Raw genomic sequence first — 12311 nt, 5'->3', positions numbered from 1 at the left:
TCCCCGTGCCGCCGCCCGGGGCTTTGCCCACATCGGCGTCATCCAGGTGTTGGAGGAGGCCCGCATCCGGCCCGACCTGGTCGTCGGCACCTCGGCCGGCAGCCTGGTGGCGGCGATGTATGCCGCGGGCAAGGGCGGCGACGAGTTGGCCCGGGTGGCGCTGGCCATGGACGAGTCGGCGATCACCGACTGGTCGTTCCCCGGCCGAGGCGTCATCCGTGGCGAGGCGCTGGCCCGCTACGTGCGGGACCAGACCGGCGGCCGCACCATCGAGCAGTTGCCCCTGCCGCTGGGCATCGTGGCCACCGACCTGGACAGCGGCGAGGCCGTGCTGTTCCAGCGCGGCGACCCTGGGGCGGCGGTGCGGGCCTCGAGCGCGGTGCCGGCGGTGTTCCAGCCGGTGCGCATTGGCGCGCGCGAGTATGTCGATGGCGGCCTGGTGTCGCCGGTGCCGGTGCGCTTTGCGCGGCAGATGGGGGCCGAACTGGTGCTGGCGGTGGACATCTCGACCGCGCCCGACGGCAACCCCACGGGCGACGCCATGCGCATGCTGCTGCAGACCTTCGCGATCATGGGACGCAGCATCAACCGCCTGGAACTGAAGGACGCTGACGTGGTGGTGCGGCCGCGGCTGGCCGGGCTGTCGAGCGCCGACTTCAGCCAGCGCAAGCGCGCCATCGAGGCCGGCCGCGAGGCGGCGCTGGCCGCGCTGCCGCTGCTGCGCCAGCGGCTGGCGGCGCTGTCGCACTGAACGGCGGGGCTGCCACCCGGCCCGCAGCCATCGGCGGGTCAGAAATGAAAAAAGCCCGATGGCAAGCCACCGGGCTGAAGGTACCTTGAAACGAATTTCGAGAGGTACCGAGGAGACAACTTGTGGTCGGCCACGGCCCCGACAGGGCGCCCCGGCCGACGGTGTTCGAAAGATCAGGCGGCGCGGCGCGACGACTTCGGGGCAGCGGCCTTGACGGCGGTCGTGGTCACGGCGTTGAAGTTGGCTTCGGCCATGTCGGCGGCTTGCTTGGCAGCCTTGTGCACGCTCTCGTAGGCGTTGTTGGCGGCGCTGATGGCCGACTTGACCAACGTGACGGCGTTCTCGCTGCCGGCCGGGGCGTTCTTGACGGCGGTGTCGACAGCCGACATGAACTTCTTCTGCAGGTCGGCGAGTTGCTGCTCGGCGGCCTTGGTGACTTCGGCGTTGGTGGACACGGCGATGTCGTACACGTGGCGGCTGTAGGCAGCGGCCTTCTCGGCGGACGGCTGCAGCAGGCTGGCTTGCAGGGCGAGCAGTTCTTGCGCGTCCTTGACGGCCAGAACGGCCTTGGTGTTCTCGGCGGTCTCGGCCAGGGCGGCCTTGGCGACTTGCAGGTTCAACTCGACCAGCTTTTCCACGCCTTCGAAGGCCTTGTTCGTCAGGCCGAACAGGGTTTCCAGATTGGCCTTGTTGGCGGCGGCGATTTGCTCGGGGGTCAGGAAGGACATGGTGATCTCCAATGAATGAGTGGGTTGGTGCTCTCTGCAGTTATGTTGCACTGCAACATGAGGCGAAGTATAGGCCCCTCGCGGAAGATTTCAAGCGGTTTTTGCTGCGCTGCAACAACATAGGGGTGGGCTCCTAGAACGCGCTGTACGGCCGTGCTCGGCAGAATGCCCGTCACGATGCTGGTGTACTGCCACGACCGATTTGCCCCGACGCTGCCGGCCGGCCATCGCTTTCCGATGCCCAAGTACCAGTTGCTGCGCGAGCGGGTGATGGCCGAATGCACCGGGCTGCGCCTGGTGGAGCCCGAGCCGGCCACGGACGGCGAACTGGCCCTGGCCCATGTACCCGACTACGTGACCGACGTGACCGAGGGCACCTTGTCCGAGGCCGCGCTGCGAGAGATCGGCTTTCCGTGGTCCGAGCGCATGGTCGAGCGCTCGCGGCGGTCGGTGGGCGCGACCATTGCCGCGGCGCGGGCGGCGATGGTCGAGGGCGTGGCCACTCAACTGGGCGGCGGCACCCACCACGCCTACGCCCACAAGGGCTCGGGCTACTGCGTGTTCAACGACGTGGCCGTGGCCGCGCGGCTGATGCAGGCCGAGAGCCACCGGCGCGACCGGCGGCTGCTGCGGGTGTGGGTGATCGACCTGGACGTGCACCAGGGCAATGGCACCGCGGCCATCTTCCGCGACGACCCGACGGTGTTCACCCTGTCGCTGCATGGCGCGCGCAACTTTCCCTTCCGCAAGGAAGCCAGCGACCTCGACGTCGAACTGCCCGACGGCTGCACCGACACGCCTTACCTGGCGGCGCTGGAGGCCGCGCTGGCCGAGGGCTGGGCGCGGCAGCAGGCGGACGGCGCACCCGGCCTGGCCTTCTTCCTGGCCGGGGCCGACCCCCACGAAGCCGACCGGCTCGGCCGACTGCGCCTGACCGATTCCGGCCTGGCCGAGCGCGACCGCCGCGTCTTCGAGGCGCTGCGGCACTGGCGCGTGCCGGTGGCGGTGACCATGGCCGGCGGCTACGGCCGCGACATCGCCACCACCGTGGCGGTGCAACTGCGCACGGTGCAGCTGGCGCAGGCGGCGTGGCAGGCCTGGGCCGGCGGGCGCCTGGGTGACAGTGCCGGCCCAGCGGCGCTGGAACAATCCGCGCGATGAGCCACCGTCCCCGCCCCGAATCGCGAGCGCACTACCGCCGCTTCTCGACCATCACCACACGGTGGATGGACAACGACCTCTATGGCCACGTCAACAACGTCCAGTACTACAGCTTCTTCGACACCGCCGTCAACGCCTACCTGATCGGTGCGGGCGCGCTGGACATCCATGGCGGCGCGGTGATCGGCCTGGTCGTCGAAACCCACTGCAACTACTTCGCGCCCCTGGCCTTTCCACAGGACGTGGAGGCGGGCCTGCGCGTGGCCCATGTCGGCTCGTCGAGCGTGCGCTACGAGGTCGGCCTGTTCGCGCCGGGCCAGGCGCAGTCTGCGGCAGCGGGGCATTTCGTGCACGTGTACGTCGATCGCTCGACGCGCAAACCGGTGCCACTGCCGGCCGCGCTGCTCGAGGCGCTGCGGGTGCTGGGCCCCGGCGCATAGTGAGGATCTTCAGGCTTTCCTCAGGCACGGCTGCCTAGAATCCGCCACCCGACGGGCCCACCAGCGCGCCGTCGCGAAGACCAACAGAGGAGACCATGAACGCATCCATTCGTCGGGCCGCGCGCGGCCTGTGCCTGCTGGCCGCGGCCGAGCCGGGCCTGGCCCTCGCGGCGGGCGCCTCGGTGTCCGGGCCCGCGGTGGCCGGCGTACCGGTCGACTTCATGCTCTTCGCGCTGGTGTTGCTGGGCGTGGCGCTGTTCCACCACCACACGCTCAAGGTGGCGTTGACCGGTGCCGTGGTCATCTCGATCTACCAGTTGCTGTTCACTGGCTTCAAGGCAGGCCCGGGGCTGGCCGGCCTGGCCGGCCACTTTGGCCACGAGTGGGTGACGCTGGCCAACCTGCTGGGCCTGCTGCTGGGCTTTGCGCTGCTGGCCGACCACTTCGAGAAAAGCCGCCTGCCCGAGGTGTTGCCGCACCTGCTGCCCGACGACTGGAAAGGGGGCTTCGTGCTCCTGGTCGGCGTGTTCATCATGTCCGGGTTCCTCGACAACATCGCCGCCGCGATGATCGGCGGCACGATGGCCGGCGTGCTGTTCCAGCACCGCGTGCACATCGGCTACCTGGCGGCCATCGTCGCCGCGTCCAATGCCGGCGGCGCCGGCAGCGTGGTCGGCGACACCACGACCACGATGATGTGGATCGCCGGCGCCAGCCCGCTGTGGGTGCTGGAGGCCTATGTCGGTGGCATCGTGGCGCTGATGATCTTCGGCTACTTTGCGGCGAAGCAGCAGCATGCGTTCCAGCCGATCCAGAAAGACGACACGCCCGGCGTGCACGTCGAGTATGGCCGCCTGGCCGTGGTGGGCATCATCCTGGCGTCGGCCGTCGGCGCCAACCTCTGGTTCAACCTCAACAACGTGGCGATGCTCGACCACTTCCCTGTCATCGGCACCGCGGTGATGCTGGCGCTGCTGGCCAGTGCGCCGATCCGCGCGCCGCAGTGGAGCCTGCTGCCCGGCGCCTTCAAGGGCAGCATCTTCCTGCTGTCGCTGGTGTGGTGTGCCTCGCTGATGCCGGTGGACAAGCTGCCGTCGCCGTCGTGGCCCACGGCCATGGGCCTGGGTTTCGTCTCGGCGGTGTTCGACAACATCCCGCTCACGGCACTGGCGATCCGCCAGGACGGCTACGACTGGGGCTTCCTGGCCTTCGCCGTCGGCTTCGGTGGCTCGATGATCTGGTTCGGCTCGTCGGCCGGCGTGGCGCTGTCGAACATGTACCCCGAGGCGCGGTCGGTCGGCGCCTGGATCAAGGGCGGCTGGCACGTGGTGGTGGGCTACGTCGTCGGCTACCTGGTGATGGTGGCGCTGGTGGGCTGGCATCCGCACCCGATCAAGCCGGGTGCGGCGTCCGCCACGCCAGCGGCCATGGTGGCGCCGGCGGCGGGAGCGAAGCCATGACGACGCGTCCGGCTGTCCTCGTTGCCCGCGGTGTGTTCCCGGAGGTGCTGGCCCGCCTGGCGCAGCACTTCGAGGTCGAGTCGAACCCCGACGACACCGTCTGGTCGGCGGCCGAACTGTCGGCCCGCCTGCAGGGCAAGGCCGGGGCCTTCATCACGGGCAGCGAGCGCATCGATGCCGCGCTGCTCGACGCCCACCCGCAGCTGCGCGCCGTCTGCAACATGGCGGTGGGCTACAACAACATCGACCTCGACGCCTGCACCGCCCGCGGCGTGCTGGCCAGCAACACGCCCGACGTGCTCACCGAGACCACCGCCGACTTCGGCTTTGCGCTGATGATGGCCACGGCCCGGCGCATCACCGAGAGCGAGCATTTCCTGCGCGCCGGCCGGTGGACGAAGTGGTCGTTCGACATGTTCGCCGGTGCCGAGGTGCACGGCGCCACGCTCGGCGTGCTGGGCATGGGCCGCATCGGCCAGGCCATCGCGCGGCGCGGCGCGCTGGGCTTCGGCATGCCGGTGCTCTACCACAACCGGTCGCGGCTCGACGCGGCCATCGAGCAGCAGCTCGGCGCGCGCTGGGTGGACAAGGCGACGCTGCTGCGCGAGTGCGATCACCTGGTGATCGTGGTGCCGTACTCGCCCGCGTCCCATCACCTGATCGGAGCGACAGAACTGGCCTCGATGAAGCCCACCGCCACGCTGACCAACATCGCCCGTGGCGGCGTGGTCGACGACGCGGCGCTGGCTGCGGCGCTGCGGGCGGGACGCATCGCGGCGGCCGGCCTCGACGTGTTCGAGGGCGAGCCGAAACTGCACCCCGACCTGCTCACCGTGCCCAACGTGGTGCTCACGCCGCACATCGCCAGCGCCAGCGTCGCCACTCGGCGCGCGATGGCCGACCTGGCGGCCGACAACCTGATCGCGGCCCTGGGCTGCGGTCCGCACGCCGGGCGGCCGCCGACGGCGTTGAATCCGCAGGTGTTGTCGGCGCCGACGCCTTAGCCCGGGCGGGCGGCGGGCGCAGGGAACCGGCTTTGCCACAGCCAGGCGGCGGGGCCCAGCAGCAGCGCGGTGGCCAGCGCCAGCGCGGTGTCGATGCCGCCCAGGCCGCGGCGGCGGTGAGGGCGCCCACCAGGTAGCCGGCGCAGTTGGCCGCCGCCAGCCGCGCGCCGCCATGGGCATCGATGAGGCCATCGCGCATCATCAGCAGCATCAACGGCGTGAAGGCGAAGCGGCCGATGCCCATGGCCACCGCGAGCGCGAGCAGGCCGGCCAGCGCAATGGTGGCTGCCGACGGTGAGGGGCGGCGCGGCATGTCGGTGTCGACCATGGCGCCATTGAACCTGCGCCGGCCGACGATCCGATGGCCCGGCCGGGCCGGCCGGTGCGCGGCCTGCTGAGACAATCGGCCAATGGTCGAATGGCTCGTGCCGGCACTGCTGGTGCTCATCGTGGTGCTGTTGCTGTGGCTGCTGCTGCGTCGGCCCGACCGGGCCACCGCCGACGCACTGCGCGCGCTGGGCGATTCGCTGGCCGAGGGTTCGCGACGCGAGGCCGAGCGCTTGCAGCGTGACCTGCAGGACAGCGCCCGCGGCACGCGCCAGGAGCTGGCTGCGGCGCTCACACTGATGCAGCAGTCGCTGCTCACGCAAAGCGGCGACGTGGCGCGCACGCAGAACGAGCAGATCGATTCCTTCCGCACCCAGCTGGCCACGATGCAGCAGGTGGTGGCGCAGTCGCTGCACACGGCCACCACCCAGCTGGCCGAGCAGTTGCGCACGCTGACCGAATCGAACGAACGCCGTCTGGGCGAGGTGCGCGTGGCGGTGGAAGGGCGCCTGGCCGCGCTGCAGGAGGGCAACGAGAAGAAGCTCGAGCAGATGCGTGCCACGGTGGACGAGAAGCTGCACGCCACGCTCGAGCAGCGCCTGGGCGAGAGCTTCAAGCAGGTGGCCGACCGGCTGGAGCAGGTGCACAAGGGCCTGGGCGAGATGCAGGCGCTGGCGCGCGACGTGGGTTCGCTGCACCGCGTGCTCACCAACGTCAAGTCACGCGGCATCTACGGCGAGGTGCAGCTGGCCGGGCTGCTGGAGCAGGTGTTCACGCCAGACCAGTACGCGCGCAACGTCGAGACCGTGCCGGGCAGCGGCCAGCGGGTGGAGTTCGCCATCCGCCTGCCGGGCCGGCGCGACGACGGTGCGCCGCTGTGGCTGCCGATCGATGCCAAGTTCCCGCGCGAGGACCACGAGCGCCTGCTCGACGCGCAGGAGCGCGCCGATGCGCCCGCCGCCGAACTGGCCGCGAAGGCCATCGAGGTGCGGCTGCGCGCCGAGGCCCGCAGCATCCAGGAAAAGTACGTTGCCGCACCGCACACCACCGACTTCGGCATCCTGTTCGTGCCCACCGAGGGCCTGTACGCCGAGGCGCTGCGCCGCCCGGGGCTGGTCGAGGCGCTGCAGCGCGAGCACCGCATCATGCTGGCCGGCCCGACCACGCTGCTGGCCACGCTGTCGAGCCTGCAGATGGGCTTTCGCACGCTGGCACTCGAGCAGCGCAGTGCCGAGGTGTGGCAGGTGCTGGGCGCGGTGAAGACCGAGTTCGCCAAGTTCGGCGACGTGCTGGCCAAGACCAAGAAGAAGCTCGACGAGGCCAGCAGCACCATCGATTCGGCGGCCGTGCGCACGCGGGCGATGGCCCGGCAGCTGCGCGGTGTCGAGGCCCTGCCCGAGCACCGCGCGCAGGCGCTGCTGCCGGGCCTGGACGAGCCCGCCGCGCTTGACGACGAGGCCGAAGGCGCCCGTGGCTGAGCCATGGGCGGCGCCCCGCGCGGGGGGCGGTCGGCGGCTGCTGCTGTCGCTGATCTTCGGCCAACTGATGCTGCATTCGGCCATGGCCGGGCAGCGCATGGCGGCACCGCTGCAGGCCCTGCAGGCGGGCCACGAGGCTTGGGCCGTGGGTCTGCTGCTGGCGCTGTTCGCGGCGCTGCCGGTGCTCACCGCGATGGGCGCCGGCCGCATGGCCGACCGCCACGGCTACCACCGCCCGGTGCACCTGGCCGTGGCGCTGACGACAGGCGGCGCCGCGCTGGCGGTGGTGGCCTGCTGGCTGCCCGACCCGTGGCGCTTTGGCCTGTTGTGCGTGGGCGCGGCGGCGTCGGGCGTGGGCACCAATGTCGGTCTCATCGCCATCCAGCGCACCGCCGGGCAACTGGTCACCACGTCCACCGAGCGGCTGCGCGTGTTCAGCTGGCTGGGCATGGCGCCCTCGCTCGCCAACGTGGTGGGGCCGGTGGTGGCTGGCTTCGTCATCGACGGCGCCGGCTATGCCTGGGCCTATGCGGTGATGATGGTGCTGCCGCTCACCTCGCTGGTCTTCGCGCGCGGGGTGCCGAAGGAGGCCGGGCGGGTCGACCCCGCGCAGGCCGCGCCGCGCGGCCGGGCCTGGGACCTGCTGGCCGTGCCTGGCCTGAAGCGCCTGCTGTTCGTCAACTGGCTGCTGTCGGCCAGCTGGGACGTGCACAGCTTCGCGGTGCCGGTGCTGGGGCATGCGCGCAGCTACCCGGCGTCGACGATCGGCCTGGTGCTGGGCACCTTCACGCTGGCGGTGACGCTGGTGCGCTTCGTCATCCCGCTGCTCGCGCACCGGCTCGACGAGGTGGCGGTGTTGCGCACGGCCATGGTGCTGACCGGCCTGGTGTTTGCCGCCTACCCGTTCGCCGGCACGCCCTGGCTGATGGGGCTGTGCGCCACGCTGCTGGGGCTGACGCTGGGGGCGGTGCAGCCGATGATCATGTCGACGCTGCACCAGCTCACGCCGGACAACCGCCACGGCGAGGTGATCGCCTTCCGCTCGATGGCCATCAATGCCTCGAGCAGCATCATGCCGCTGGCCTTCGGACTGGCCGGCACCGCGCTGGGGCCGGGCGTCATGTTCTGGATCATGGGCGCAGCGGTGGGCGCGGGCAGTTGGCCGGCGCGTGGGCTGAAGCGGGCCTTCGAGCGGCCGCACGACAGCGCCGGCTGAGCCGGCGCGACCGGCGCCCGGTCAGAACCGGATGGCTGGTTCGGCGGGCGGGGGTGGCTCGGCCACCGGCCGCGGCTCGGGCGACACGACCACGGTGGGTGGCGCGTCGGGCGCCTTGGCCACCAGCGGCGTCGGCGACGGCGGCGCGTAGTCACGCGGCAGGCGCGACTCGCGCGGGTAGCCGGCCAGGTCGAAGGTGGATTGCCACTCGGTCTCGGCGTAGCCCCGCAGCACCTGGGCACCGACGGTGAGCGTGGGCACGGTGCGTCCGTTGCTGAGACGTGCCAATGCCTCGCCGTCGGCGTCGTCGGAAACGGTGCGTTCGGTGAAGGGGATGCCGCGCGTGCGCAGCAGGCGGCGGGCGCTGTCGCAGGGCGCGCAATCGGCCGAGGTGTAGAGGGTGACCGGGAAGCGCGCCGCAGCCTGGCGCAGTTCCAGCGGCAGCGGCGCCTGGGCCACCGCTGACGGTGCCGCCACCACGGTGCCATCGCGCCGCACGGTCGACACCTTGCCGCCGGCCGACGGCGATGGCGCCCGGTCGGTGTAGGTGACGCTGCCGTCGGGTCCGACCACCTTGTACTGGGCCTGCGCCGCGAAGGCGCCGGCACCCAGGGCCAGTGCAAGCAGCAGGGATCGGTACTGGAGGCGGCGGGCGGTGGTCATTCGGCGGGGAGACAGATCGGGCGGCGTGGACTGAATGTAGAGCAGCCGGGGACCGACCTCAAGGCACGATCGCACTCATGCCCTGGTGGCGCAACAACGCGTCGATCTGCGGCTCTCGGCCCCGGAACGCCTTGAAGCTGTCCATCGCCGCGCGGCTGCCACCGGCCTCGAGGATCTCGCGGCGGTAGCGGCGCCCTGTCTCGGCGTCGAACACGCCGGCCTCCTCGAAGGCGGCATAGGCATCGGCCGACAGCACTTCGGCCCACTTGTAGCTGTAGTAGCCGGCCGCGTAGCCGCCGGCGAAGATGTGCGAGAAGGTGTGCTGGAAGCGGTTGTACGGCGGCGGCACGATCACCGCCACCTCGGCCCGCACCTCGTCGACGACGGCCTGGATGCGCCCGGGCGCATCGGCCTCGTTGTGCAGGCGCATGTCGAACAGCGCGTACTCGATCTGCCGCAGCGTCTGCAGGCCGCTCTGGAAGTTGCGCGCGGCCAGCATGCGGTCGAACAGTTCGCGGGGCAGCGGCACACCGGTGTCGACGTGCGAGGTCATGCGCGAGATCACCTCCCATTCCCAGGCGAAGTTCTCCATGAACTGGCTGGGCAGCTCGACGGCGTCCCATTCGACGCCCGAGATGCCGGAGACGGCCAGGTCGTCCACCTGCGTGAGCAGGTGGTGCAGGCCGTGGCCGAACTCATGGAACAGCGTGATGACGTCGTCATGCGTCAGCAGGGCCGGCCGTTCGGCGCCGTCGGCCTGCACCACCGGCGGTGCGAAGTTGCACACCAGCTGAGCGACTGGCGTCTGCACCGCGCGGCCCGGCATGGCGGGGGCGTCGGGCCGCAGCCAGCGGCTGCGCACTTCGTCCATCCAGGCGCCGGGGCGCTTGCCCGGGCGGGCATGCGGGTCGAGGTAGAACTGCCCCACCAGCTGCGGCGGCAGGCCGCCGCCCTGGCTGCGCTCGATGCGGTAGAAGCGCACCGAGTCGTGCCACACCGAGGCGCTGTCGGGGCGGATGCTCACCTCGAACAGCGTCTCGATGAGACGGAACAGGCCCTCGAGCACGCGCGGCTCGGTGAAGTACTGCTTCACCTCCTGCTCGCTGAAGGCGTAGCGTTCTTCCTTGAGCTTCTCGGAGACGTAGTACAGGTCCCAGGGCTGCAGGTCGGCCAGGCCCAGGCGCTCGGCGGCAAAGGCGCGCATCTCGTCGAAGTCGCGCTCGGCGTGTGGCCGGGCGCGGCGTGCCAGGTCGCGCAGGAACTCGGTCACTTGCGCGGGCGACTGCGCCATCTTGGGCACCAGCGACAGTTCGGCGAAGCTGGCGTGGCCCAGCAGCGCGGCCTCTTCCTGGCGCAGCAGCAGGATCTCGCTCATCAGCGGGCTGTTGTCGTGCTCGGCAGGGCCTTGTTCACTGGCGCGGGTGAAGTAGGCGCGGTACATTGATTCGCGCAGGCCGCGGTCGTGGGCGTACTGCATCACCGGCATCCAGCTGGGCATGTGCAGGGTGAGCTTGTAGCCCTCGGCGCCCGCGGCCTCGGCGGCCGCGCGGGCGGCTTGGCGCACGTCGGCGGGCACGCCGGCCATCTGCGCGTCGGTGGCGATCAGCGCAAAGCCATCGGTGGCATCGAGCACGTGCTCGGAGTAGCGTTGCGTCACTTCGGCGCTGCGCGCCTGGATGGCCGCGAAGCGCTCGCGTGCGGCGCCCTGCAGCTCGGCCCCGGACAGCACGAAGTCGCGCATGGCGTTGTCCAGCGCCCGGCGGCGCGGGGCGCTCAGGCCCTGGCCCTGCTGCGCCACGGCCTTGTACTTGGCATAGAGCCGTTCGTCGGCACCGAGCGTGGTGTAGAACTCGGTGACCCGCGCCAGGTTGGCGTTGTAGGCCTCGCGAAGTTCGGGCGTGTTGGCCACGGCGTTGAGGTGCGACACCGCGCGCCAGGCGCGCGACAGCCGCTCGAGCGGCACGTCGAGCGCGGCCGACAGCGGCTCGTACTCGGCGGGGACGGCGGCACCGACGGCGCGCTCCACCGCGGCCTGTGCCTCGGGCAGCAGCACGTCGAGTGCCGGGGTGACGTGCTCGGGCCGGATGTCGGAAAACGCCGGCAGTTCGAGCGCGGTCAGCAGGGGGTTGTTCATCGTCGCGGCAGTGATGGTGGCGTGGTGGCGGCGGGCTACGCCCGACCTGCCGCCCGCTCGGCGGATTCGAGGGTGTTGACGAGCAACATTGTGATCGTCATCGGCCCGACCCCACCGGGCACCGGGGTGATCCAGCCGGCCACGTCGCGCACGGCGGCGAAGTCCACGTCGCCGCACAGCTTGCCGGCGTCGTCGCGGTTCATGCCGACGTCGACGACGATGGCGCCGGGCTTGACCATGTCGGCCGTCAGCGTGTTGCGGCGACCCACGGCCACCACCACCACGTCGGCCTGCCGCGTGTGGGCGCCGATGTCGGCGGTGGCGCTGTGGCACACGGTGACGGTGGCATTGGCTTGCAGCAGCAGCAGGGCCATCGGCTTGCCCACGGTGTTGCTGCGGCCGATGACCACCGCGTGCCTGCCCTTGAGCGGCACGCCGGTGGACTCGATCAGCTTCATGCAGCCGTAGGGCGTGCAGGGGCGGAAGCCCGGCAGCCCGGCCATCAGGTCGCCGGCGCTGCGCACCGAGTAGCCGTCGACGTCCTTGTCGGTGGAGATGGTCTCGATGACCTTGTGCGGGTCGATGTGCCGGGGCAGCGGCATCTGCACCAGGATGCCGTGGATGGCGGGGTCGACGTTGAGCGCGTGCAGCCGGGCCAGAAGGTCGGCCTCGGGCAGGCTGGCGTCGTACTTCTCGAACACCGAATGCAGCCCGTGCTCCTGGCAGGCCTTGACCTTGTTGCGCACGTACACCGCCGAGGCCGGGTCTTCGCCGACCAGGATCACGGCCAGCCCCGGCGTGACGCCGCGGGCGGTGAGGGCGGCCGCACGGACAGCGACTTCGGATCGGATCTTCTTCGACAGCGCGGTGCCGTCGATCAATTGCGCAGGCATCGGGATCTCCACAAACGAAAAAGGCCGCTGGAACGGCAGCGGCCTCGGCAGGGCAG

General features: G+C 70.9%; 12 protein-coding genes and 1 pseudogene. 8 read left to right on the top strand and 5 right to left on the bottom strand.

The window, feature by feature from the left end:
* Window positions 1-751, top strand: a 751-nt coding sequence (locus EOINJALH_RS05080; RefSeq protein ID WP_088279231.1) for a patatin-like phospholipase family protein, incomplete at its 5' end; no start/stop codon positions are given.
* Between the two features lie 173 nt (window positions 752-924).
* Here EOINJALH_RS05080 and phaP read toward each other — a convergent pair.
* Window positions 925-1479: a TIGR01841 family phasin gene (gene phaP / locus EOINJALH_RS05075; RefSeq protein ID WP_088279234.1), complete on the bottom strand. Its 555-nt coding sequence runs from the start codon at window positions 1477-1479 to the stop codon at window positions 925-927.
* Window positions 1480-1656: 177 nt separating this feature from the next.
* On the opposite strand from phaP, the gene EOINJALH_RS05070 reads away from it, so the two are divergent.
* The 4 genes from EOINJALH_RS05070 (at window position 1657) to EOINJALH_RS05055 (ending at window position 5544) form a co-directional block, all read left to right on the top strand.
* Window positions 1657-2640 (top strand): histone deacetylase, encoded by a 984-nt coding sequence (locus tag EOINJALH_RS05070; protein WP_088279230.1) that lies wholly within the window; start codon window positions 1657-1659, stop codon window positions 2638-2640.
* Complete coding sequence (locus EOINJALH_RS05065) at window positions 2637-3080, top strand: thioesterase family protein (protein WP_088279229.1); 444 nt, start codon at window positions 2637-2639, stop codon at window positions 3078-3080. Before EOINJALH_RS05070 ends, EOINJALH_RS05065 begins: the two co-directional genes overlap by 4 nt.
* A gap of 95 nt (window positions 3081-3175) precedes the next feature.
* Window positions 3176-4540, top strand: a complete 1365-nt coding sequence (locus tag EOINJALH_RS05060) for a citrate transporter (protein ID WP_199873157.1) — start codon at window positions 3176-3178, stop codon at window positions 4538-4540.
* The gene (locus EOINJALH_RS05055) at window positions 4537-5544 is read left to right on the top strand and encodes a D-glycerate dehydrogenase (RefSeq protein ID WP_088279228.1); all 1008 of its coding nucleotides are present in this window, start codon (window positions 4537-4539) and stop codon (window positions 5542-5544) included. Before EOINJALH_RS05060 ends, EOINJALH_RS05055 begins: the two co-directional genes overlap by 4 nt.
* 127 nt (window positions 5545-5671) lie before the next feature.
* Here EOINJALH_RS05055 and EOINJALH_RS33450 read toward each other — a convergent pair.
* Window positions 5672-5743 (bottom strand): annotated as a pseudogene (locus tag EOINJALH_RS33450) (hypothetical protein); the annotation flags it as partial.
* Between EOINJALH_RS33450 and EOINJALH_RS33445 the strand changes: the two are divergent.
* The 3 genes from EOINJALH_RS33445 to EOINJALH_RS05040 all read left to right on the top strand — a co-directional run bounded on the left by EOINJALH_RS33445 (window position 5717) and on the right by EOINJALH_RS05040 (window position 8565).
* Window positions 5717-5842 (top strand): hypothetical protein, encoded by a 126-nt coding sequence (locus EOINJALH_RS33445; protein WP_404872732.1) that lies wholly within the window; start codon window positions 5717-5719, stop codon window positions 5840-5842. The pseudogene EOINJALH_RS33450 and the gene EOINJALH_RS33445 overlap by 27 nt on opposite strands.
* Window positions 5843-5954: 112 nt before the next feature.
* Window positions 5955-7349: a DNA recombination protein RmuC gene (gene rmuC / locus EOINJALH_RS05045; protein WP_088279227.1), complete on the top strand. Its 1395-nt coding sequence runs from the start codon at window positions 5955-5957 to the stop codon at window positions 7347-7349.
* On the top strand, window positions 7342-8565 hold the full coding sequence (locus EOINJALH_RS05040) for an MFS transporter (RefSeq protein ID WP_234413660.1): 1224 nt from the start codon (window positions 7342-7344) through the stop codon (window positions 8563-8565). Before rmuC ends, EOINJALH_RS05040 begins: the two co-directional genes overlap by 8 nt.
* A gap of 21 nt (window positions 8566-8586) precedes the next feature.
* On the opposite strand, the gene EOINJALH_RS05035 is transcribed toward EOINJALH_RS05040, so the two are convergent.
* The 3 genes from EOINJALH_RS05035 to folD are packed head-to-tail and all read right to left on the bottom strand — an operon-like array spanning window position 8587 to window position 12255.
* Complete coding sequence (locus EOINJALH_RS05035; protein ID WP_088279226.1) at window positions 8587-9228, bottom strand: glutaredoxin family protein; 642 nt, start codon at window positions 9226-9228, stop codon at window positions 8587-8589.
* A gap of 58 nt (window positions 9229-9286) precedes the next feature.
* Complete coding sequence (locus EOINJALH_RS05030) at window positions 9287-11362, bottom strand: M3 family metallopeptidase (RefSeq protein WP_088279225.1); 2076 nt, start codon at window positions 11360-11362, stop codon at window positions 9287-9289.
* A 35-nt stretch (window positions 11363-11397) separates the two neighbouring features.
* A complete protein-coding gene (gene folD / locus EOINJALH_RS05025; protein ID WP_088279224.1) occupies window positions 11398-12255 on the bottom strand; it encodes a bifunctional methylenetetrahydrofolate dehydrogenase/methenyltetrahydrofolate cyclohydrolase FolD in 858 nt (285 codons plus the stop codon).
* Window positions 12256-12311 lie beyond the last annotated feature (56 nt).

The organism is Ideonella sp. A 288 (assembly GCF_002198735.1).
Classification (GTDB): domain Bacteria; phylum Pseudomonadota; class Gammaproteobacteria; order Burkholderiales; family Burkholderiaceae_C; genus Pseudaquabacterium.
The sequence above is the reverse complement of the archived record's forward strand: the minus strand, read 5'-3'. Positions and strand labels throughout refer to the sequence as shown.

Excerpts from the sequence above, each read along its gene's own strand:
- folD (WP_088279224.1), bottom strand. The coding sequence starts at position 12,255 with ATGCCTGCGCAATTGATCGACGGCACCGCGCTGTCGAAGAAGATCCGA.
- EOINJALH_RS05070 (WP_088279230.1), top strand. The coding sequence starts at position 1,657 with ATGCTGGTGTACTGCCACGACCGATTTGCCCCGACGCTGCCGGCCGGC.
- phaP (WP_088279234.1), bottom strand. The coding sequence starts at position 1,479 with ATGTCCTTCCTGACCCCCGAGCAAATCGCCGCCGCCAACAAGGCCAAT.
- EOINJALH_RS05065 (WP_088279229.1), top strand. The coding sequence starts at position 2,637 with ATGAGCCACCGTCCCCGCCCCGAATCGCGAGCGCACTACCGCCGCTTC.
- EOINJALH_RS05035 (WP_088279226.1), bottom strand. The coding sequence starts at position 9,228 with ATGACCACCGCCCGCCGCCTCCAGTACCGATCCCTGCTGCTTGCACTG.
- EOINJALH_RS05030 (WP_088279225.1), bottom strand. The coding sequence starts at position 11,362 with ATGAACAACCCCCTGCTGACCGCGCTCGAACTGCCGGCGTTTTCCGAC.
- rmuC (WP_088279227.1), top strand. The coding sequence starts at position 5,955 with ATGGTCGAATGGCTCGTGCCGGCACTGCTGGTGCTCATCGTGGTGCTG.
- EOINJALH_RS33445 (WP_404872732.1), top strand. The coding sequence starts at position 5,717 with ATGGGCATCGATGAGGCCATCGCGCATCATCAGCAGCATCAACGGCGT.
- EOINJALH_RS05055 (WP_088279228.1), top strand. The coding sequence starts at position 4,537 with ATGACGACGCGTCCGGCTGTCCTCGTTGCCCGCGGTGTGTTCCCGGAG.
- EOINJALH_RS05060 (WP_199873157.1), top strand. The coding sequence starts at position 3,176 with ATGAACGCATCCATTCGTCGGGCCGCGCGCGGCCTGTGCCTGCTGGCC.